Raw genomic sequence first — 21,395 nt, forward strand, 5'->3', positions numbered from 1 at the left:
TGAGATAAGGAAAGTCGTCACTATCCTCTTTTGGACGGTAACAAATTGGATAAAATACGAACTACGGGAATGATTCACATTTTCCTTACAATTTAAAAAAATTTCGAAATATGGTAAAATGAAAGTATGTATAAATTTTGGCAAAAAACCATTCAAGTATTAAGTATTTTGACCCTTATCGGGACTGCTATTTTTCTGTTTTGGCTCTATAAGATTGGCATTTTGAACGACCAAAATGTCTTAAGCGATTTAATCAAAAGCCAAGGTGCTTTAGGTAGCCTCTCCTTTTTAGCTATTCAGATTATTCAGGTTGTATTTCCGATTATTCCAGGCGGTGTTACGACTGTTGTGGGTTTCCTCGTATTTCATTTTTGGTGGGGATTCTTTCTCAATTATCTTGGAATTTCAATCGGTAGTATCATCCTTTTCTGGTTGGCTCGTCGCTATGGAAAGAAATTTTGTCTCCTCTTCATGTCTGAAGATACGTTTTACAAATATGAAAGCAAAATTGATAATAAACGTAGTTATGAAATTTTCTTTATTCTCTGCATGCTTTCTCCCATTTCTCCAGCTGACATAGTGGTGATGATTACTGGATTAACAAGCATGAGTTATCGGAAATTTATTATTATCACTTTACTTTGTCGCCCTTTCTCAGTTGTGGCCTATAGCTTCTTTTGGATCTATGGAAGCCAATGGTTGCAGCAATTATTAGGATGAAAATGAACCCCCTTATCTTCGGACAAGGGTGTTTTGTTTATTCTACAATCTGCTGATACATATACGGTCGACGGTCTCTAAAGAGTCCCCAATCCAAACGCTCACGCGCTCCCTTGTCCAAATCATAAGTGGCAAGTAAGATTGTCTCTTCCTCACGTCCAGCCTTGGTCAAAATGTCTCCTGTTTCATCTGTCAAGAAAGAGGAGCCATAGAAACGCAAGCTAGACGATTGACCACCATTTTCTTCAGAAGGCTGCACTTCTTCCAAGCCGATACGGTTGGCTGCAATGACCGGCGTGATGTTGGCCGCCGCATGGCCCTGCATAGTCCGCTGCCAATGGCCTTGACTGTCTGTATCCAAAATCGGCTCTGAGCCGATAGCTGTTGGATAAAAGAGTAATTCTGCTCCATTCAGTGCCAAACAGCGAGCTGTTTCTGGAAACCATTGGTCCCAACAGATGCCAATGCCAATCTTAGCGTAACGTGTTTCCCAGACCTTGAAACCAGTATTTCCAGGCGTGAAGTAAAACTTCTCCTGATAGTAATGATCGTCAGGGATATGGGTCTTGCGGTAAACTCCCAAAACACTACCATCCGCATCAATGACCGCAATAGAATTATAGAGATTGTTCCCCTCTTTCTCATAAAATGAAATAGGTAAGACAACCTGCAATTCCTTGGCAATAGGAATAAAGTGCTGAACAGCATCATTTTCCTCTACAGACTTAGCATAGTTATAATAATCATACTGACGTTCTTGACAAAAATAAGGACGCTCAAAGAGTTCAGGCAGGAGAATAATCTGCGCTCCCTGACCAGCAGCCTGTCTGACCAAACGCTCTGCAGTTGCCAGATTTTCCCAAAGGTCCTGACTGCATTGCATCTGGATAGCTGCTACAGTAACATTTCTCATATTTTCTTCCTTTTCATAAATTCTTTATGGGAGATAGAATGTACCTGAGATAAGGAAAGGCGGTACAGGCTATACTAGAGTATGCCAAACCGACTTGACGCTATATCAGGGACATTTAGCCCCATAAAGGGGGATTTGCTGGGTAATACAGTGAATATTCCCACCTCCAAGTAGGATGTCGCGGGCTGGTATGCCGACAACTTTTCTGGTTGGAAAAAGCTGCGCTAGGAGATGCAATGCCTGCGCATCATGCTCATCATCAAACTGGGGCACTAAAACCGCACCGTTGCTGACGTAAAAATTCACATAGGAAGCCGCCAAGCGTTCTCCAACAGTCCTTTCTTCCTCCCCCGCTTCATAGACATAGCCTGGCAAATCCGCTTCCGTTACCAGAATGGGATGTTTAGGAATGGGCAGTTTATGAACGGTCAACTTTCTGCCCTTGGCATCCACTTGCTTTTCCAAGTAGTCCAAATCAGCCTTGGACAGGGCATATTGGGGGTCTGCCTCATCATCCGTCCAGGCTAAAACTATCTCAGCTGGGCCGACAAAGGCCGCAACATTGTCCACGTGTTCATTGGTTTCATCATTGAAAATTCCGTATGGAAGCCAGAGAACCTTTTCAGCTCCGAGAGTATCTAGAAGCACTTGCTCAATCTGGTCCTTGGTTAAATAGGGATTGCGGCCTGGGCTCAGTAAACAGGATTCGGTCACCAAGATGGTTCCTTCACCGTCACTGTGAATGGCTCCGCCTTCAAGAACAAAGGGATGGGCATCATGAACTGGCAGACCAATGGCCTGACTAAAACGACTAGCCACCTGATCATCTGCCTCATAGTCCTGATAAAGACCATCATAGCTTCCGCCCCAAGCGTTAAAAGCCCAATCGACAGATAAAGCTCTGCCATTTTCATGAACCAAAACCGTCGGACCTGTGTCACGCGCCCAAGTGTCGTTGGTAGGGATGTCCAGGTAGGTTACAACATCACCCAGCATGGATTGGGTCTCCTCACGGTGTGCCTCATCGACCAAGAGATAGACCTGCTCGCTCTCAGCAATGGTTTTAATGACCTGGCTGAAGGCTTTTTTTGCCCCCTGACCATCAAAGGGCCAGGATCCTGGGCGAGTCGGCCACACCATTAGGGTACCATGATGAGGCTCATACTCAGCAGGCATGCGGTAGCCAGCTGCTTTTGGACTTTCTATCATGACAACCTCCCCTTGAAATCTTTATAACCAAAACTCTTAACAATTCGGCAGTCACCAGTCTTGTCCATCAAGACCAGACTTGGCAGACCAATGCCATTGAAAGTATTGTTTTTGACAAAAGAATAGATTGCCATATCTTCAAAGTAGAGCTTGTCGCCAATCTCCACAGGCTTTTCAAAGGAATAATCGCCGATGATGTCGCCCGTCAGACAGGTATTGGAAGACAGTCTGTAAGTAAACTCCTTCTCTCCAGCCTCAAAGCTATTTCGCAGCGGTGGGCGATAGGGCATTTCCAAGACATCTGGCATATGGCAAGTAGCCGAAGTATCCAAAACCAGCGTCTCAATGCCATTTTCAACAATGTCTAAAACTTCTGTCACCAGATAGCCCGCATTGAGGGCGATGGCCTCACCAGGCTCAATGTAGACTTCTAATCCATAGGTTTCCTGCATGTGCTGGATAGAAGAAATCAGCAAATCTAGATCATAATCTTCTCTGGTCACATGATGGCCTCCACCCATATTGAGCCATTTGATACGGTGTAGGTATGGACCGAATTTGGCCTCGACAGCATCCAAGGTGGTTTTCAAATCATCCGAATTTTGCTCACAGAGGGTATGAAAATGCAGGCCATCCACCAAGTCCAGCAGGTCTTCTGAAAACTGGTCAATACGAACACCGAAACGAGAACCCGCTGCGCAGGGGTCATAGAGGGCATGTTCACCTTGGGTCGAACATTCTGGATTGATTCGCAGGCCGACACTGACTCCAGCTGCTCGGCATTTGTCCACATGCTTGCGGAGTTGGCGCTCTGAGTTAAAGACGATATGGTCCGCAATCTCCAAAATCTCCTCCAAATCCGCCTCCTTGAAGGCTGGAGCAAAGACATGGACTTCACCTCCAAACTCTTCACGACCTAATTTGGCTTCGTAAAGTCCTGATGCGGTTGTTCCAGCCAGATACTGACTGATTAGGGGGTAAGTGGCATACATGGAGAAGGCTTTTTGGGCTAATAACACCTTGCAGCCTGTGCGGTCTTGGACAGACTTGAGAATTTCTAGATTTTTTACCAGCTTGGCTTCATCAATGACGTAAGCTGGTGTTGGGACTTGATCGATTCTCATCTAGTCCACCAAAACAGGATTTTCTACTACTTGCCAAGGCAAACCATATTGGTTGAGCAGGTCCATAAATGGATCTGGATCCAATTCTTCCAAGTTGTAAACGCCTGGTTTTTTCCAAGTTCCGTCCATGACAAGCTTGGTTCCAATCATGGCTGGCACACCAGTTGTATAGGAAATAGCTTGTGAGCCAACTTCCTTGTAACACTCTTGGTGGTCACATACGTTGTAGATGTAGATAGTCTTCTCCACACCGTCCTTGATACCTTTGAAAATACCGCCGATGTTGGTTTTCCCAACAGTACGTGGACCAAGGCTGGCAGGGTCTGGCAATAATGCTTTGAGGAATTGGATAGGTACGACTTCTTGTCCGTTAAAGTTGATTGGGTCAGTCCGCAAGAGACCAACATTTTCCAAACATTTCATGTGAGTCAAGTAGGATTGACCAAAAGTCATAAAGAAGCGAATGCGTTTGACACCTGGAATATTTTTAGCAAGAGATTCGATTTCTTCATGGTGGAGGAGGTACATATCCTTCTGCCCCACTTCTGGGAAGTCATATTCTCGCTTGATAGACATGGCTTCAACTTCCACCCATTTGCCATTTTCCCAGTAGGAGCCTGGTGCTGAAACTTCACGCAGGTTGATTTCAGGGTTAAAGTTGGTCGCAAATGGATAGCCGTGGTCTCCACCGTTACAGTCTAGGATGTCGATATAGTGGATTTCATCGAAATAGTGTTTCAATGCGTAGGCTGAGAAAACGCTGGTCACGCCTGGATCAAATCCGGATCCCAAAAGAGCTGTCAACCCTGCTTTTTCAAAACGCTCCTTATAAGCCCACTGCCATGAGTAGTCAAAGTAAGCCGTAAAGCCCTCTTCAGCACAGCGTTTTTCGTAGATGGCCCGCCATTCAGGGTCTTCTGTATCCTCGCACTCGTAGTTGGCCGTGTCAATATAGTCCACGCCAGTCGCCAAGCAGGCATCCATGATGGTCAAATCTTGGTAAGGCAGGGCAACGTTCAAGACAGCTTTTGGCTGGTAGTTTTCGATCAAGGCAATCACTTCTTCTACCCTGTCCGCATCCACTTGGGCAGTTTCAATTTTTACGGAAGTTTTTCCTTCTAAGGCAGCCTTCAAATCATCACATTTGGACTTGGTACGGCTGGCAATCATGACTTCCTTGAAGGTAGCTTCTGCCTGGCACACCTTGCTGATGGCAACTTGGGCAACTCCGCCACATCCAATAACTAACAAACGACTCATTATTTTTTCTCCTCTTCTTCTAAAATGTCTTCTACATAGCGGGGCAAGAGAAATGCTCCGATATGGAGGTTAGCAGTATAATATTCTGTAAAAAGCTGGCGCGCTTTCCATTTTTCCTTATCAAAATCTTCAATTGGATGGTATTTTTTAGAAGCAAATCCAAATAACCAATAACCTGCTGCTGAAGTTGGGATATGGGCTTGATAGACACGACTAATGGGAAATGATTGACTAGCCTTGCGATGCATGGAACGAAAAGCCGACTCATCTTCATCATAGAATGGGGAACCATGTTGGTAGACCATAATGCCATCTTCCTTCAAAGCCCTATATGCATTACCATAAAATTCCTTGGTAAACAACCCTTCCGTGTGTCCAAATGGATCTGTCGCATCATTGATGATAATGTCATATTCATTTTCACAATTGCGCAAGAACCGCAAACCGTCCTGCAAATAGACCTCTACACGCTCATCTTCAAGTCCTGATGCATAGTCAGGGAAATACTGACGACACACTTCAACAAGTAGTTCATCTGGCTCTACTACGTCAATGCGTTCGATTTCAGGATACATACTGAGAACTTGGGCAACGCCACCATCTCCACCACCCAAAATCAAAATCTTCTTGGGATTGGGATGGACGGCCATGGGCACATGGACGGCCATTTCGTTGTAAACAAAGTCGTCCGCATCTGAAAAGAGAACCCGACCATTAAGGGTCAAAATCTTTCCAAAGGCTGGCGAGTCCAACACAGCAATGTCCTGAAACTCACTCTTGCCAGCATAAAGTTGTTGACTGGTGCGAATGGATAACTTAACATCTGGCGTTTGGACTTCTGAAAACCACATTTCCATCTTTAGCCCTCCTTTATAACGTTTATGTAGTTGACATCTGGATCTTCCGTACCTTGGACGGAGCAACCGCGCTCCTTGGCAAAGATGATGTAGTCAACAATTTCCTGGGTCACTCGTTCTCCAGGGGCCAAAAGAGGAATACCTGGCGGATAGCACATAACAAATTCCCCGCAGACCTGACCAACTGCTTCTTGCAGGGAACGGCTTTCCCGCTCTGCATAAAAGGCTTCCTGCGGTGACAAGACCAGCTGCGGCTGGATGTACTCTCCTGAGATCAAATCCGAACCATCTCGTGAGTAAAGACGCTTGATGTCTGCCAGAGCTCCCACCAGCCGCTCGATGTCCTGCAAGCGGTCACCGATTGAAATATAAGCCAAGATATTGCCAATATCGCCAAATTCAATCTGGATGTCGTACTCATCCCGCAGCAAATCATAGACTTCAATCCCTGTCAGACCAATGCCCTGCGTATAGATGGAGAGCTTGGTTACATCAAAATCATGCACCGTTTTGCCATCAATCAATTCTTTAGAATAGGCATAGTAGCCACCGATAGCATTGATTTCACGACGAGCATACTCAGACATTTCAATGACTTTTTCAAAAGATTCTTTCCCACGAAGGGCTAGATTTCTCCGTGAAATATCCAGACTAGCCAACAAGAGATAGGAAGCGGATGTTGACTGGGTCAGATTGATAATCTGGCGGACATATTCCACATTCATATCTGGACCGACCAATAAAAGCGAGCTCTGGGTCAGACTACCACCTGACTTATGCATGGAAACAGCTGCCATATCAGCCCCCACATCCATAGCCGCCTCTGGCAATTTGTCCGAAAAATGCAAATGAGCTCCGTGGGCCTCATCTACCAAAACTTTCATGCCCGCTGCGTGAGCTTTCTCAGTCAAGCTACGCAGGTCCGAGCAAATACCATAATAGGTCGGATTGTTAATCAAGACAGCAACAGCATCAGGATGCTCTCTAATGGCCCGTTCAAAGGCAGCATTTTCCAAGGCAAGAGCAATGCCAATCCGTGGCTCCACGCTCATATCCACATAGACAGGGATGGCGCCACAAAGGACAAGGGCATTGAGGGCTGACTTGTGGACATTTCGGGGGAGGATAATCTTATCGCCCGCCTTACAGGTCGCCAGAATCATGGTCTGGACGGAAGAAGTGGTTCCTCCAACCATGAGAAAGGCATGACTGGCACCAAAGGCTTCTGCCGCCAATTCCTCCGCCTCTCGAATAATGGAGACAGGATGCCCTAGATTATCCAAAGGCTTCATGGAATTGACATCAATCCCCACGCATTTTTCTCCTAACAGTTCGACCAACTCAGGATTTCCGCGCCCTCGTTTGTGTCCTGGGACATCAAAGGGAACAATCCGTTTCCGGCGTAACTGTACCAACCCCTGATAAATAGGGGCTTGGTGTTGATTTTTCATATTGAAAAACTCCTTTGCTTGATGGACTCCTACCCTTTTTTAAACAAGTAAAAAGAGCAGGGTGCATCCTGCTCTACAATCCAAATCGACGTTTTTTATTCTTCTCTTGAGTTTATGTGCCTACCGTTTCCTACTCTCCAGTGCAAATATATACGTACTTTATTGACCGTTTCACAAGATGACGTGTGCTTTCACCACACTAAATTTGATATACGAATTAGGGATGAACCCTAAAATCAACTTATAAAATGTAGGCTTTTAACCCTATCAATAATGTGGCTTACGCCACGCTTCGGCATTCGACCCGCCTGTCCGTAGGCTTTGGTTATGATCAATAGCAGAGCTACTCATCCCATATAGGTCTGATATTTGCTAGAATAGGTATGACTACTTTTCCTAGGCCTGTTTATTGTAACACGGAAATTTCTCTTTGACAAGTATAATTTTTAATATTATTTGCAAAAAATCCAAACATTAATAAAAAAATGGCTTCAAACGTTCGAAACCATTTTGTTTTTTTATTTAATTCCTAATGCAATTCGAGCATAACGACTCATTTTTTGAACGGTCCAGGCTGGTGACCAAACCAGTCTCACATCTACTTCTGTTACTTCAGGAACATCCTTCAGTACATCATGAATTTGATCGGTAATCAAATCAGCTAAGGGACAGCCCATGGTCGTCAAGGTCATATCAATTTCAGCCTTGCCCTCAATAAATCGGATTTCATAAATTAGCCCTAAATTGATAATATCAATACCTAGTTCAGGGTCAATCACATCTTCAAGAGCATGAAAAATACGCTCTTGAATATCTTTTACCTGTTCTTCTGTATACGTCATTTTTCTCTCTTTCTTTTCACCATTTCATTTTCATCTAAAGAAACCAAGATTTTATCCAAGTCATCCATAGAACCATTTCGTATGAAAATAGGACTGGGAGAAGCCAGTAACTTTATAGTCCACTAGACTTTGGCCAATTTCGGTTTTCTAGGCGGACGTTGAGAAAGCCTATCCGTAGGCTTATTCCTCGCTTTCATATTTCTAGGCTCGGGTTAAAACACCACGTCAGTGGTGTTTTAATCCTCAATAAAGTCTCTGAGTGGTTTGCTGCGGGATGGGTGGCGGAGTTTGCGGAGGGCTTTGGCTTCGATTTGGCGGATGCGTTCACGGGTTACGTTAAAGACTTTCCCAACATCTTCAAGCGTGCGCATTTTACCATCGTCTAAACCAAAACGAAGACGCAATACGTTTTCCTCACGGTCAGTAAGAGTATCCAATACTTCATCTAACTGTTCACGAAGAACGACACGAGTTGTGTAATCAACAGGATTTTCAATGACTTCGTCTTCGATGAAATCTCCCAAATGGCTGTCATCTTCTTCCCCGATTGGTGTTTCCAAAGAAACAGGCTCTTGGGCAATTTTTAGGATTTCACGAACTTTCTCAGGCGTCATATCCATACGCTCAGCGATTTGCTCAGGAGTTGGATCTTGGCCCAATTCTTGCAAGAGATTGCGTTGCTCACGAACCAACTTGTTAATGGTTTCCACCATGTGAACAGGAATACGGATTGTACGCGCTTGGTCCGCAATGGCACGAGTGATAGCCTGACGAATCCACCAAGTTGCATAAGTTGAAAACTTGAAACCTTTAGAGTAGTCGAACTTATCAACGGCCTTCATCAAGCCCATGTTTCCTTCTTGGATAAGATCAAGAAACTGCATACCACGGCCGACATAGCGTTTGGCAATGGATACAACCAAACGCAAGTTGGCTTCAGCCAAACGTTGTTTCGCTTCTGGGTCCCCTGCTTCGACTGCCAGAGCCAATTCTTGCTCTTCCTCGTTGGTCAAAAGAGGTACAACACCAATTTCTTTCAAATACATGCGGACTGGGTCGTTCACTTTTGCAGAAGTGCTTCCGAGCAATTCCTCATCAGATAATCCTGGTTCTTCCTCTACTTGCATGGCACGAGCAGAAGGGTTCCCTTCTTTATCAACAATCGAAATCCCTGCGTCCTGAATACGTTGGAGCAAATCATCGATTCCGTCAGCATCAAGCGTAAATGGAATAACCAGTTGGTCATTGATTTCATCGTCTGTAGCTGAACCTTGTTTTTTATGGTTACGGATAAATTCGGCAACTTGTACATCAAAAGTAGTTACTTCTGTTTTTTTATCTTTTTTATTGGTCATATTTACTCCATTTGTCTTCTTCTATCGAGGAGTTTTTGCAACTCATCGAGGGCAATATCTGCATTTCCCACATGGGAATGTTCACGGATTTTCCGTGCTAGGTGCTGGTTCTCCTTCTTTAACAATTCCTTGTCTCGCCGAATTTCTAATTCTTCGATTTCGTGTGGAGATACTTCATTAGGTAAACGTTCTTCCTGCATACGATACCAAGCCTGTTGAGCGGAATCGTTCAACTGTGATAGTTCAAAACTGGTAATTTCCCCAGATTTTTTTAACATATCATAAATAGCTTGCAATTCTGGCGTCGCAAAATAAAAATCTTCTCGTAAACGGAACTCATTGAGAATATAAGGATGTTCAACCATCCGATAAAGTAAATGGTTTTCTGTTCGAATAAGACTCGTTATACGAGCAATCGTTTGGACTGGTGGCAAGTAAGACTGACCAGTCTGTGATTGAAATACCTGTTGTGTTCGCTCCTGGCGCTGGTTCAGACGAACAGCATTTACTGTCTGTTCCACCTGATTATAATCAAAATCAGAAAGTAAATCCGCCACCTTATAAATATAAGAATTTTGAGCTGTAATGGATGATACTTTGGCAATAATTGGTGCAATCTTATCTACAAACTCAATCTGCATTTGTAGATTGTCAGGATTTTCAGGTTTCAAGTATTGAATCAAAAATTCTACATCGCTGATTCGTGACTTGGTTAAAACCTGTTGCAAGGCTTCTTCCGAATTTTTCTGCAAAAATTCATCTGGGTCCATATTATCTGGCAAGCTCACAATTTCAACCTGAAAATCTTGTAGTTCGTCCAACGCCTTCATGGTAGCAGCCTGTCCAGCCTTATCCCCATCATAAGTCAGAACAATTTTCTTACAAAACTTAGCTAGATGTGCAACATGCTCTCTTGTCAAAGCTGTTCCCATGGAAGCCACTGCATTATCAATCCCTACACGATGAGCAGCAATAACATCTAGAAATCCCTCCATCAGGTAAACTTCCCGCTGCTTTTTGATGACCGCCTTGGCCTTATCCAAATGATATAATTCGTAACTTTTATTGAATATCTCTGTACTACGAGAATTTTTATACTTGGCTAACTGCTTATTCTGTAAGTCTTTATCTGTCCAAATCCGACCTGAAAAAGCTACAATTCGACCATATTCATCCGCCAAGGGGAAAATAATCCTCGCTTGAAAGGCATCATATATAATATTATTCTCACTTGGATTGAACAAACCCGAATTCAATAGACTTTCTTCGGCATATTGACCAGATAGTTTTTGGTAAAGAATATTCTGTTCGGCAGGAGCTAAGCCTAGCTGGAATGTTTTTATGACATCATCTGTCAAGCCACGTTGGTGTAGATAAGCTCTAGCTTCCTCACCCATTTTGGTTGTCATCAAAAGGGCATGATAAAACTTTGCGGCATCTCGATGGATATCATACAGTACCTGATGCGGACTAACCCTTTTCTCTTCTTGACGATAGGAAGGAGTTACATCTACTTGAAACCCTGCCTTCTCAGCTAAGATAGCTGCCGCATCTGCAAAAGAAACACCACGAACTTCTTCGACAAACTTAAATACATCGCCAGACTTCCCACATCCAAAACAATGATAGAACTGCTTATCTTCAATCACATTGAAAGACGGGGTTTTCTCCCCATGAAAAGGGCAAAGACCGACATAATTACGTCCGGCCTTAGTCAAAGCAACCGTTTCACCAATAACATCAACGATATTGAGAGCTTGTTTTATTTCAGTAATTTTATCCTTTGAAAGCACATTCCCTCCTCATATCATACTAGCTAATTTAAAAAGTGAACACTCTTCCCTTAGTTTAACATACTCTATTTTATACTAAAAGAAGGAAAATGTAAAATTTCTGAAACAAATTACTTGTAAAATAATTTTTAACGGTTATTATATAATAGAGTAAAATATTTATGAAAGGACATATTTAGGATATGTTGAAAGATTTAAAAGCCTTTTTGTTCCGTGGAAACATGATTGATTTGGCTGTCGGTGTGATTATTGCATCTGCATTTGGTGCAATCGTTAAATCATTGGTTGAAGATGTAATTACTCCATTGTTCTTGACGCCAGCTTTGAAAGCTGCTGGTGCAGAAAAAATCGCTGACTTGTCATGGAACGGTGTAGCATACGGTAACTTCTTGAGTGCTGTTATCAACTTCTTGATTGTTGGTACTGTTCTCTTCTTCATCGTTAAGGCTGCGGAAAAAGCTCAAAGCTTGGCTAAGAAAGAAGAAGCTGCTGTTGAAGAAGCTACACCTGCTGGTCCAACTCAAGAAGAATTGCTTGCAGAAATCCGCGACTTGTTGAAAAAATAATCAATAAGATAGTGAAACAGGTACCTTGCCTGTTTTCTTCTTGTCAAAAAAGGGGAGCCAATCGGCTTCCCTTATTGTTTTATCCTTCATATCCATTTGGATTTTTAGACTGCCAGTTCCATGTGTCACGGCACATATCCTCAATCGTTTTCTCTGTTTTCCAATTGAGTTCAGCTAGAGCCTTGTCTGCATTAGCATAGCAGGTCGCCACATCACCCGGACGACGGTCAACGATTTTATAAGGTACCGGTACACCATTCACTTTTTCAAAAGCTTGAACAAGTTCTAAGACACTAGTTCCTTGACCTGAACCAAGATTGTAAGTATGTACACCTGTAGTAGTTGAAATTTTTTCAAGCGCCTTAATATGACCGAGCGCCAAATCAATCACATGGATATAATCACGCACTCCAGTACCATCAACTGTATCATAATCGTTACCAAAAACGCTGAGTTCCTCACGTTTACCAACGGCTACTTGTGCAATAAACGGCATCAAATTATTAGGAATACCAGCCGGATCTTCCCCAATCAAACCAGATTCATGGGCACCGATTGGGTTGAAATAACGGAGTAGGGCAATACTCCACTCCTTGTCTGCTACTTCCACATCACGCAAGATTTGTTCCAACATGACTTTTGTATAGCCATAAGGATTGGTTGCACTGGTTGGCATGGTTTCCACCAAAGGGGATGGATTATTGAGACCATAGACAGTTGCACTAGATGAGAAGACAATTTTCTTAACACCGAACTCTGCCATGACTTCTACCAAAGCCAAGGTGGACATGATGTTGTTTTCATAGTACATAACTGGCTTTTCAACGGACTCACCGACTGCCTTGTAGCCTGCAAAGTGAATAGCTGACTCAATGTTTTCTTTTTCAAAAACCTGACGCAAGGCAACCTTATCTGCTATGTCTAGCTCATAGAAAGTTGGGCGTTTGCCTGTAATTGCTTCGATTCGGTCCAAAACCAAGATGCTAGAATTGGATAGATTATCTACGATAACAACATCTTTCCCTAATTTCAACAATTCCACAACGGTATGGCTACCAATATAGCCTGCTCCGCCTGTAACCAAGATACTCATGTATGCTCTCCTTTTTACTTGGACAAAATTTTATATATCTATTATATGTTACATAGGGTGAAAAGTAAACAAAAAAACAGCCCGAAGGCTGTTCAAATTCAATTAGAATTTTTTACGCTTGCGAGCTGCTTCTGATTTACGTTTACGTTTTACAGATGGTTTCTCGTAGAACTCGCGTTTGCGTGTTTCTTGAAGAGTACCAGCTTTAGTAACCGCACGTTTGAAACGACGAAGAGCATCATCAAGTGATTCGTTCTTGCGTACTACTGTTTTTGACATTATTTTCACTCCCCTCAATTTCAAAGTCCTACTTATTTTACTGTAAATTCACTGCGTTGTCAAGTGGTTTTTCTTGGCTAATATTATTTTTTAACTCTCCAAAGCCACATCAAACAAAGCAACTCATATAGGATAAAGAAAATAATAAAACAATGAAGGAAAAATTCCTGTGGAAGTATATAAATGACCGGATCTTTCAAGGGGTCAAAGAGCCAAGTCGAATCACCAGGAAAGAGCAGATGATGGAAGAGGACAAAAAAGCTATCAAAGCCAATCAGCAAACCTACTAGTGCAATGAGCAAAGGGGCTAATGCCATCCATATAAAAACAGTTCGATAGAGCTTGCCATATCCTTTTCGCACCACTTCTTTCCAAAAATAGAAAACAGCAGGCAAACTAATCAGGAAAATAAGCTGTGCCAGATGAAAGAGACCTTTCACATCCGCAAAATGTTTCAGACCATCAGCTGAGGATGAAAAATTTGGCATATCTAAAACACTTGCAAATGGATTGGTCAGATAGTTCATCAAGATATTGAAATTATAGGAAATATCTGCCGCTTTCATGTAGACCACTTTTTCCAACCCCAAAAAAGAAATCTCAAGCGGATAAACTAGCCAAGCTAGGTAGATGGTTCCTAGAACTGCTGCCGACAAGACAAATAAAATCGTTCCGATAATCTGTAACTTAGTTCTCATCAAAACTCCATTCATCTAAACTGTCGAGGACATGGGTTGGAGCTATAGGCAGACTAGCAACCTCATCTGGCTTGGTAAAGCCAGTCAATACTAAAAGAGTTGGAAATCCATTGTCAATCCCTGCGCGAATATCCGTCAGGTAGTTATCCCCCACCATAACCGTTTGACTGCGTTCTGTACCTAAAATCTCCAGAGCCTTGTCCATGATAATGGCCTCAGGCTTGCCGATAAAGGTAGGCTGCACACGGGTTGCAGTTTGTAGCAGTGCAATCAGAGAGCCTGCTCCTGGCAGGTGACCACGCTCGGTCGGAATATTGAGGTCAGGGTTGGTACCGATGAAGGTCGCTCCCTTTTGAATAGCCAAGGTGGCAATGGTCAGTTTTTCATAGGTCAACTGAGTATCCAACCCCACCACCACATAAGCAGGATTTTCCGTGTCTTCCACATAACCTGCCTCAAAAATGGCAGACTTGAGCCCGTCCTCACCAATGACATAGACTGTCTTTTTCCGACCCAAGTCATTCATATAGTCCACGGTAGCCAGACTAGCCGTGTAAATGGTCTCCAGCGGTGTTTCGATATTAAAATGCTCCGCCAACATAGCCTGCACCATTTCAGGACGACGGGTAGTGTTGTTAGTCACGAAAAGATAGGGAATCTGACGTTCCTGCAAGCGATGAATAAACCGCTCACCGGCAGGAATCCGCTTTTTCCCCTCATAAATCGTCCCGTCCAAATCAATCAAATAACCTTGATAAATCATACTTTCTCCTTAATCAAATCGTGTTTCCCAATGCTCAGACCGACTAGCTTCCAAGCAAAGTGCTAGTTGCTCAGCTGTATTTTTCCCAAGTGAGAGCGGTGGTAAGTCATCTAGACTGAAAAAGCCACTGGCAACTGTTTCCGAATTGGGCTGAAACTCCCCGCCAAGGAGTCGACATAGAATGAAGACCTTGGTCACGCGGTGGGCTGACTTGGCAGGATTATTCTTGTGCTTATCCAAAATCGCAACGACTCGCAGAGCCTCCACATCCAGCCCCGCTTCTTCCTTTACTTCCTTGATAACATTTTCCTTGACGGACTGGTCCACATCGCACCAACCACCTGGCAAGGACCAGAGCCCATCGTTTTCCTGGACAAGCAGGATTTTATCCTCTTGGAAAATAGCTGCGCGGGTATCCAGCTTGGGTGTCTGATAGCCTGTTTCATTGCAAAACAAGTCTGTCACCACTTCAAAGGGCTGTCCAGATGGCTCTACCAACATTTCTGCCGCAATCTGTCTAATTTCTTCGAAACGCTCCATGTCATAAACATCTTTTCCATAAGCCAAGCCTGTCTGAGCCAAGGCTTGTAAACGCACTGCCCATTCCAACCACTTATCCTGCGACATGACTTTCCCTCCATTCTATGACAGCTTGCGCATGAATATGCCCATCTACCACAACCTCATGCTGGCTGACACCAGCTTCTGCCACCAAACGTGAACTCACCAAGCTAGTTGCCTCTACTTCCTTAAGATACTTGAGTTGGATTTTTTTAGGGATATGGCAGAGCAGAAAATCATAGCCCAGTGCTTCATACATCCACTCCAGATACTTGCCATTATTGACATGACCATTCATATCCAAGTCAAAATAGCGAACAGGAAATTCTTGAACAGATGGATTTTCCAAGAGCTGATACTTAGGAGCCCGAGGTAATTTCTTGACCTGCTCAGACTGATAAGGAGCAATCAAATCTTCTGGCACAGGCGCCACCTTGCGAGTCTCAAAATCAATCAGGACAAAATAGCAGAGAATGTCCAACAAAAGATTACCCGCTGCATCGTAGATATAGAACATCCGATGACAGAAAAACTTGTTGTAAGCAACCGCTTCTGTTTTTATCGTGATGGTTTCATTGTACTTGGGCAGGCTTTGAATAGTTAGTTCATAATCTGTCACCACCCAAATCAAGCCAAATTCCTGAAAAACATAGAGGTCACTGCGCCCCAGTTCTTCCGACTGCCGACCTGACACACCAAGACAGTAGGAAATAAAGTCAGGCAGTTTGATTTCTTGTTTAACATCCACCATATCAAAAGGAATGGTGAACTCTTCTTGGTAGCTTAGTCCCATAATTCTAATCTTTCTAGTCTTAAAGTATAGTCTTTCAGTTTGCTTTTAGTACTTGCTCCAACTATCTGGGAGATAGTTGGAGGTTGGAAATGAAGCGAACAAAGTTCGCGTCAACAGCTGCAGGTAGCTTCACTAGTCCAGCGGACTATGGAAGTTTGGAAATCACACTTACGATAAGTACGGCAAAGCGAGTTCAAATACTCCAGTGGAGTGTTTGAAGTTGGAAATAAGGAAACGAAGTTTCCTCGCTCGTCGAAATAATAAAACAAACTGAATGACTATATGAAACGCTCGGCAACTGTATCGCCAAGAAACAATCCCTTTTTCGTCATACGAAGCCAACGGTCTTCTTCTTGCAAGAGACCTTCATTTTTCAAGTCTCTGACCACCTGACCGTAGCGGTCTTCAAAGGAAATGCCAAACTTTTCCTCGAATCGCTCAATGGACACGCCAGTTTTTTTCCGTAAACCTAAAAACATCTCTTCTTCCATCTGCTCGGTCTGGCTGAGGAATTCTTCATGTAAGCGAGAATGGCCTTTTTCGCGGATGGATTTGAGGTAGTGCTGGATGGGGCCGCGGTTGCGGTAGCGCATGCCGTCGATGTAGCCAGATGCTCCAGCTCCTAGACCATAGTACTCCGAGTTGTCCCAGTACATGAGGTTGTGGCGACTTTCAAATCCTGGCTTGGTGAAGTTGGAGATTTCGTAGTGCTCGAAGCCGTTTTTCTCCAGCTCTTGCAAAATGTAGTCGAACATATCGGACTCCACATCTTCGTTGGGCAGATGCAGGTTGCCGCGGCGTTGGCGGTTCATGAAGACCGTGTGGTTCTCCAAAATCAAGCTATAGAGGCTCATGTGGGGAATGTCCAGCTCCAAGGCCTTGGCGACATTGTCCACCACCTGCTCCATGGTCTGACCAGGTAGAGCATAAATCAGGTCAATGGAAATGTTGTGAAAACCCGCTTCCTTGAGGGCGGCAATGGTTTCATAAATCTGTGCTTGGTTGTGGCTGCGACCGATTTTTTTCAGCATACGGTCGTCAAAGGTCTGAACGCCAAGCGATACTCGATTGCACCTGGATTTTTTCAGAACCGCAATCTTATCCGCCGTCAAGTCACCTGGATTGGCCTCAATAGTGAATTCTTCCAACTGTGACAAGTCCAGCAAGTCCTCCAGATTGGTCAAAAGGTAGTCCAGCTGGTCTGCCGAAAGAGCCGATGGTGTTCCGCCTCCGATATAAAGTGTGCGGAGGGTTGGCAGGTCGTAAAACTTGACCTCTTCCATAAGGGCTGTCAAATACTCATCAACAGGCTGATTCTTAATAAAGACCTTGGAAAAGTCACAGTAGTAACAAATCTGGGTACAAAATGGAATGTGGATATAGGCAGAAGTTGGTCGTTTTTTCATAGGACTATTATAGCACATTCCAGACAGCAGTCCAAATCACCGCAAATCCTATAACCACAAAAATCACGGAATAGCCCGTGATTTTTATATATCCCACAACAAGAGATGGTAGTGCTAAAAAAATAATGTGGATAATTTATCACCCAACTCCATTAATTGTAATGCGACAGGTATTCCTGCTGGGATTTTAGAGAGAAAACTTTGAATTGAAGACCACGCTTTCTTAAGCTTTATTTTCTTGGGTTTATCGGAAACGACTTGCGATTGAATTGTTTCAATATCATCAATAATCATTTCCTTGTCATCTTCAGACAACATATTTAATCCAGTTAAGTCTTTTAAAATATTTGAACAGAGATTTTTTAAAGTTTCAATATCCGTCGTAGAGATATTATTTATTGATGATATAGTTCCAGTTCCCACTGCTGAAGCTGTTCCGTAATTATTTTCAATATTTTGTGTAATTTGAGACATGGCTTGATTTACTCCGGTTAATTCTATTATTTTTTGAGATAACTGATCGTTGATATAGTCAACTAAGGGTTTGAATGCTTTCTTCAAAAACTCTCGTATTTTATCATTAAATTTTTTAGAAGAAGTTAAAAGAAATGCACAAGATAATCCTGCTAAATCAACGTCATCTTCTATAATTTTATTCAAATAATCATAGCAAAGTTTTAAATGTTTCGATTCATCTATGGGAATACTGAAATTGCTCCATCCTGAATTATTATCTTCCGATACGAGCTTTTCATTAAAGTCTTTCGGTAAATCAGTCCATAGGTCTTCTAAAATTTGACGTATAATATCGTTCTTGTCAATAAATTCTTTAAATCTGATGAGATATAGTAAGCCATCATTATACTTTGTATTCAACATATTTGATGAATTTCTTCTGAAATCTAAACTGATTTTCCTATATTTTTGTAATTCTTCCATCATAAATCACCTCCACAGTAAGCACAGAAAACTTTTGAAGCTCCTGCACTGAATAAAACTTTTTCATGTTTTTTGCACATTTCACAAGTAAATACTTCCTCAACGGAGTCTATTTCAGATGGTTTAGCAATGGAGTTATGCTTTATCTTCTTGAAGTCAACCTTAAAATTTTTTGAACTTTTGATTGAACCAAAACTCTTATTTATAGTGTTAATCATCCATTCTTCGGCGAGATTTTGAATATAGGCTAATACTTCTTTTGAATAGAACTTATCAGCATTATCAACTAATCCGCAATACGGACAAAATAGTTCCTCGAGTTCAAAATCTCCATCTTGCACCTCGGAAGCCAATAGCTTAAATTGCTCTTCGCAAAATGGACACTCATAAGTAAAATAGCCATCTGAATCGGCTTCAAATTCAATTGTAAAGTTTTCCATTCATTATCCACACTTTCTTAATAATTTCTAATTTAATTTCTAACCGATTCAAGCAAAAATACTACAATATTTACCAAATATAAAGGAACACTTTTGACGCTCGTTACTCATCAAAACTAATTTCTTCTTCAGCAATACTGTGAACTTGAATCAGTTCTTCCACATCGATTCTTTGCACTAACCAGCCACGCATTGAGCATTGGTTTATAAAGTCATTAATCCTGTTTATACCGTTGATTTCTTTAAGAGTGACAACAATTCCAAATTTTAGCCCTTCTCCGTCTCCAGTATTTAATCTCTCCTTAGTCTTGAGACTGAATCCCCATAAGCCATTATCATAAGCTTTCTTCGCACGTCCACGCGGTTTAACATATTCTATAATTGATTTTACATTATCCCATTTTCTGTATTGTTCCCGTGCATCTTCTTCGTGGAGTGCTACATTATCACTTTGCTTATTGTCATTTATTGTTTTAATACCTTTACCATTAGGCAACATTCTTCCGAAATAAATATCTAATTCTGTGTTAGTATAATCAACTCCCTGATTTCTGGAACATTTTGGGAAATAACAGAGTGTCGCTTTAGCAACAAAAGGATGTTGTCCATTTACAATAGGAACTGGTAACTGGTGGTTATATGTATCATACTTGAGAGATTCCCCAGACAAAATGAATTTTATCTCATCATCTTTTGCGTTTATTACTTCATTAATATCTTGAGGAACAACACCGTAACCTATAACATTTGAAGATGCCATATTTTGGCTCCAAGATATAGCTGAATCAATCACTAGTGCTTTAGCAACTTCCCTGCTTAATCCCACTTTATGTATGAGGTATGCAATTTTCCTCGTAATCCAAGGCGCTGCAAATGAAGTTCCCTTAACAAAACCTTCTCCTAGAGGGAAACAGACCCTAATTCTATCTCTACCATCTCCACCATAATAACTAACATCTGGTTTATTAAAGAAAGATAGAACTTTACCTATTCTGGAATATGAAGCGGGCATATTATCCCTATTTACTGCGTTAACGATAAGTGAATTTATTGAGTCTGCTGGTGCTCCAATTAACATCGGGCTATTCGAATCTGATGGCTTATTTGTTCCAGCAACAACAAATATAACATCATAATCATATTGAATTTTATCCAATATTGCCGCCTCAGGAGAGATAAAATCTTTATGAATTTCAAGTGCAGAACCAAGAGATAAATTCCAAACTTTAATTTCTCTATTTTCAGCAACTATCTCTTTTATGTGTTTCATAATAGTAAAGGAACTAAATTGTTTGCTTGTAGCAACACCAAAATGTTTGACTCTGAAACGACCACAATTATCATCAAGATCCGGATTAATTGAAGCCCCATCAACAATTATTGATGATACGCCCGTTCCATGCTCATAATCACTTGACATTTTTTCAATTTGACTATCAACTCTATCTTCATATTTTACCCATTTCGAAAAATAAACGCTCTCATCAAATAAAGTATCAATAACACCGATGATAGGCTCATTGGTAGGATCTGGAATGGACAATATTTGGCTCGAATTTGCCTCATCAAAATCCAGAATATCTAATTGAGATAAATCCACTGTCGCCATAGATATGAGATAAGGTGCCTTTTCCATTATTAAGGCAATCTCATCCGGAGTTAATAAAATGGTTGAATCATCTATTACTCTACCGATAGAAATATCTAATCCCAATCTACGAAGTAGTTCGGACGTTTGTAGTTCCGTTTTAAACACACTAACAATTGACCGTTGTCCTGAATCAATATTTGCCTCTGGAATAGTGAACTCTGCGATAGAGCTAACATCAACAATGACTTGTAAGAATGTTGTCTTTGATAACTTAGAACTTCCATATGGATACAACTTAGCATTTATTGCATCAACTACTTCTGTGGTAATCTTGCCGGAAAATTCTTCATCAAGGATTTCTATCGCTAACTCTAATTTATTTATTGTTTCGACAATAGTATTGTTATCAACATAGTAAGTAATGGCATGTCGTATGTTGTCACCTTCTATATAACGAGCACCAACAATTAGATCATTTGGAGAAGTACGACTATTCTTCTTTAATAGCTCTTTTGCTCGCCGACTCTTAGCTACTATGTCTTTATAAACAATTGTTATAAAAGCTCCTTCAAAATAGGTAACAGTTCCCCAGTATTGTCTTAGTGACTCTAGCTGATTTCTTAACTCCACTAACTCATTAATCGTCACAACTTTATTGGATAAGAGTTTGGGTGCTCCTGGCTTACTACTACTCGATCGTTGCTCAAAACGCCCTTTCAATTGTAAAAGATCATTCATCTAT

21 protein-coding genes are annotated in these 21,395 nt (G+C 42.0%); 2 read left to right on the forward strand and 19 right to left on the reverse strand.

Annotated elements, in window-relative coordinates; genetic code table 11:
- Positions 1-126 precede the first annotated feature (126 nt).
- The gene (locus P7J36_RS07265; RefSeq protein WP_024385388.1) at positions 127-720 is read left to right on the forward strand and encodes a TVP38/TMEM64 family protein; all 594 of its coding nucleotides are present in this window, start codon (positions 127-129) and stop codon (positions 718-720) included.
- Positions 721-757: 37 nt separating this feature from the next.
- Here P7J36_RS07265 and aguB read toward each other — a convergent pair whose 3' ends face one another.
- From aguB to dnaG, 9 genes are all read right to left on the reverse strand, one after another.
- On the reverse strand, positions 758-1,633 hold the full coding sequence (gene aguB / locus P7J36_RS07270) for an N-carbamoylputrescine amidase (protein ID WP_408551760.1): 876 nt from the start codon (positions 1,631-1,633) through the stop codon (positions 758-760).
- 105 nt (positions 1,634-1,738) lie between these two features.
- A complete protein-coding gene (aguA, locus tag P7J36_RS07275; protein ID WP_408551759.1) occupies positions 1,739-2,842 on the reverse strand; it encodes an agmatine deiminase in 1,104 nt (367 codons plus the stop codon).
- Positions 2,839-3,966 carry a carboxynorspermidine decarboxylase gene (nspC, locus tag P7J36_RS07280; RefSeq protein WP_408551758.1) on the reverse strand — a complete coding sequence of 376 codons (1,128 nt, stop codon included), beginning with the start codon at positions 3,964-3,966 and terminating at the stop codon, positions 2,839-2,841. The genes aguA and nspC overlap by 4 nt, the downstream gene beginning before the upstream one ends.
- Positions 3,967-5,226 (reverse strand): saccharopine dehydrogenase family protein, encoded by a 1,260-nt coding sequence (locus tag P7J36_RS07285; RefSeq protein ID WP_408551757.1) that lies wholly within the window; start codon positions 5,224-5,226, stop codon positions 3,967-3,969. It abuts the gene before it with no gap.
- Positions 5,226-6,083, reverse strand: coding sequence for a polyamine aminopropyltransferase (gene speE / locus P7J36_RS07290; RefSeq protein WP_029186735.1), 858 nt, complete (start codon positions 6,081-6,083; stop codon positions 5,226-5,228). The genes P7J36_RS07285 and speE overlap by 1 nt, the downstream gene beginning before the upstream one ends.
- A gap of 2 nt (positions 6,084-6,085) precedes the next feature.
- Positions 6,086-7,534, reverse strand: coding sequence for an aminotransferase class I/II-fold pyridoxal phosphate-dependent enzyme (locus P7J36_RS07295; RefSeq protein WP_408551756.1), 1,449 nt, complete (start codon positions 7,532-7,534; stop codon positions 6,086-6,088).
- A 518-nt stretch (positions 7,535-8,052) separates the two neighbouring features.
- On the reverse strand, positions 8,053-8,376 hold the full coding sequence (locus P7J36_RS07300) for a metal-sulfur cluster assembly factor (RefSeq protein WP_029172169.1): 324 nt from the start codon (positions 8,374-8,376) through the stop codon (positions 8,053-8,055).
- Positions 8,377-8,612: 236 nt separating this feature from the next.
- Complete coding sequence (rpoD, locus tag P7J36_RS07305; protein WP_024378007.1) at positions 8,613-9,731, reverse strand: RNA polymerase sigma factor RpoD; 1,119 nt, start codon at positions 9,729-9,731, stop codon at positions 8,613-8,615.
- 2 nt (positions 9,732-9,733) lie between these two features.
- Positions 9,734-11,524: a DNA primase gene (dnaG, locus tag P7J36_RS07310; protein ID WP_408562442.1), complete on the reverse strand. Its 1,791-nt coding sequence runs from the start codon at positions 11,522-11,524 to the stop codon at positions 9,734-9,736.
- 182 nt (positions 11,525-11,706) lie between these two features.
- Between dnaG and mscL the strand changes: the two genes are divergently transcribed.
- Positions 11,707-12,090 carry a large conductance mechanosensitive channel protein MscL gene (gene mscL / locus P7J36_RS07315; protein ID WP_408551754.1) on the forward strand — a complete coding sequence of 128 codons (384 nt, stop codon included), beginning with the start codon at positions 11,707-11,709 and terminating at the stop codon, positions 12,088-12,090.
- A 79-nt stretch (positions 12,091-12,169) separates the two neighbouring features.
- Here the strand turns inward: mscL and galE are convergent, their stop codons facing one another.
- The 10 genes from galE to P7J36_RS07365 form a co-directional block, all read right to left on the reverse strand.
- Positions 12,170-13,183 (reverse strand): UDP-glucose 4-epimerase GalE, encoded by a 1,014-nt coding sequence (gene galE / locus P7J36_RS07320; RefSeq protein ID WP_408551753.1) that lies wholly within the window; start codon positions 13,181-13,183, stop codon positions 12,170-12,172.
- A gap of 102 nt (positions 13,184-13,285) precedes the next feature.
- Entirely contained in the window at positions 13,286-13,462 is a 177-nt protein-coding gene (gene rpsU / locus P7J36_RS07325) for a 30S ribosomal protein S21 (RefSeq protein WP_000048054.1), read from the reverse strand.
- Between the two features lie 83 nt (positions 13,463-13,545).
- Positions 13,546-14,160, reverse strand: coding sequence for a TIGR01906 family membrane protein (locus P7J36_RS07330; protein WP_408551752.1), 615 nt, complete (start codon positions 14,158-14,160; stop codon positions 13,546-13,548).
- Positions 14,150-14,923, reverse strand: coding sequence for a TIGR01457 family HAD-type hydrolase (locus P7J36_RS07335; RefSeq protein WP_408551751.1), 774 nt, complete (start codon positions 14,921-14,923; stop codon positions 14,150-14,152). The genes P7J36_RS07330 and P7J36_RS07335 overlap by 11 nt, the downstream gene beginning before the upstream one ends.
- Before the next feature lie 9 nt (positions 14,924-14,932).
- Positions 14,933-15,550 (reverse strand): NUDIX hydrolase N-terminal domain-containing protein, encoded by a 618-nt coding sequence (locus P7J36_RS07340; protein ID WP_408551750.1) that lies wholly within the window; start codon positions 15,548-15,550, stop codon positions 14,933-14,935.
- Entirely contained in the window at positions 15,537-16,277 is a 741-nt protein-coding gene (locus P7J36_RS07345) for an acyl-ACP thioesterase domain-containing protein (protein ID WP_398582376.1), read from the reverse strand. The genes P7J36_RS07340 and P7J36_RS07345 overlap by 14 nt, the downstream gene beginning before the upstream one ends.
- 278 nt (positions 16,278-16,555) lie before the next feature.
- Positions 16,556-17,683: a radical SAM family heme chaperone HemW gene (gene hemW / locus P7J36_RS07350; protein WP_398582908.1), complete on the reverse strand. Its 1,128-nt coding sequence runs from the start codon at positions 17,681-17,683 to the stop codon at positions 16,556-16,558.
- 114 nt (positions 17,684-17,797) lie between these two features.
- Positions 17,798-18,625, reverse strand: a complete 828-nt coding sequence (locus P7J36_RS07355; protein ID WP_029187200.1) for a hypothetical protein — start codon at positions 18,623-18,625, stop codon at positions 17,798-17,800.
- Positions 18,622-19,062: a hypothetical protein gene (locus P7J36_RS07360; protein ID WP_029187199.1), complete on the reverse strand. Its 441-nt coding sequence runs from the start codon at positions 19,060-19,062 to the stop codon at positions 18,622-18,624. Before P7J36_RS07360 ends, P7J36_RS07355 begins: the two co-directional genes overlap by 4 nt.
- Positions 19,063-19,165: 103 nt before the next feature.
- Positions 19,166-21,391, reverse strand: coding sequence for a S8 family peptidase (locus tag P7J36_RS07365; protein ID WP_408551749.1), 2,226 nt, complete (start codon positions 21,389-21,391; stop codon positions 19,166-19,168).
- Between the last annotated feature and the right edge of the window lie 4 nt (positions 21,392-21,395).

The organism is Streptococcus suis, assembly GCF_046032115.1.
GTDB lineage: Bacteria > Bacillota > Bacilli > Lactobacillales > Streptococcaceae > Streptococcus > Streptococcus suis_AJ.

Bases quoted from the DNA above. Each gene is read 5' to 3' on its own strand.
- mscL (WP_408551754.1), top strand. From the start codon at position 11,707: ATGTTGAAAGATTTAAAAGCCTTTTTGTTCCGTGGAAACATGATTGAT.
- P7J36_RS07365 (WP_408551749.1), bottom strand. From the start codon at position 21,391: ATGAATGATCTTTTACAATTGAAAGGGCGTTTTGAGCAACGATCGAGT.
- P7J36_RS07345 (WP_398582376.1), bottom strand. From the start codon at position 16,277: ATGGGACTAAGCTACCAAGAAGAGTTCACCATTCCTTTTGATATGGTG.
- P7J36_RS07360 (WP_029187199.1), bottom strand. From the start codon at position 19,062: ATGGAAAACTTTACAATTGAATTTGAAGCCGATTCAGATGGCTATTTT.
- nspC (WP_408551758.1), bottom strand. From the start codon at position 3,966: ATGAGAATCGATCAAGTCCCAACACCAGCTTACGTCATTGATGAAGCC.
- P7J36_RS07340 (WP_408551750.1), bottom strand. From the start codon at position 15,550: ATGTCGCAGGATAAGTGGTTGGAATGGGCAGTGCGTTTACAAGCCTTG.
- speE (WP_029186735.1), bottom strand. From the start codon at position 6,083: ATGGAAATGTGGTTTTCAGAAGTCCAAACGCCAGATGTTAAGTTATCC.
- rpoD (WP_024378007.1), bottom strand. From the start codon at position 9,731: ATGACCAATAAAAAAGATAAAAAAACAGAAGTAACTACTTTTGATGTA.
- P7J36_RS07330 (WP_408551752.1), bottom strand. From the start codon at position 14,160: ATGAGAACTAAGTTACAGATTATCGGAACGATTTTATTTGTCTTGTCG.
- P7J36_RS07265 (WP_024385388.1), top strand. From the start codon at position 127: ATGTATAAATTTTGGCAAAAAACCATTCAAGTATTAAGTATTTTGACC.
- P7J36_RS07335 (WP_408551751.1), bottom strand. From the start codon at position 14,923: ATGATTTATCAAGGTTATTTGATTGATTTGGACGGGACGATTTATGAG.
- hemW (WP_398582908.1), bottom strand. From the start codon at position 17,683: ATGAAAAAACGACCAACTTCTGCCTATATCCACATTCCATTTTGTACC.
- P7J36_RS07300 (WP_029172169.1), bottom strand. From the start codon at position 8,376: ATGACGTATACAGAAGAACAGGTAAAAGATATTCAAGAGCGTATTTTT.
- P7J36_RS07285 (WP_408551757.1), bottom strand. From the start codon at position 5,226: ATGAGTCGTTTGTTAGTTATTGGATGTGGCGGAGTTGCCCAAGTTGCC.
- aguB (WP_408551760.1), bottom strand. From the start codon at position 1,633: ATGAGAAATGTTACTGTAGCAGCTATCCAGATGCAATGCAGTCAGGAC.
- P7J36_RS07295 (WP_408551756.1), bottom strand. From the start codon at position 7,534: ATGAAAAATCAACACCAAGCCCCTATTTATCAGGGGTTGGTACAGTTA.
- P7J36_RS07355 (WP_029187200.1), bottom strand. From the start codon at position 18,625: ATGATGGAAGAATTACAAAAATATAGGAAAATCAGTTTAGATTTCAGA.
- aguA (WP_408551759.1), bottom strand. From the start codon at position 2,842: ATGATAGAAAGTCCAAAAGCAGCTGGCTACCGCATGCCTGCTGAGTAT.
- galE (WP_408551753.1), bottom strand. From the start codon at position 13,183: ATGAGTATCTTGGTTACAGGCGGAGCAGGCTATATTGGTAGCCATACC.
- rpsU (WP_000048054.1), bottom strand. From the start codon at position 13,462: ATGTCAAAAACAGTAGTACGCAAGAACGAATCACTTGATGATGCTCTT.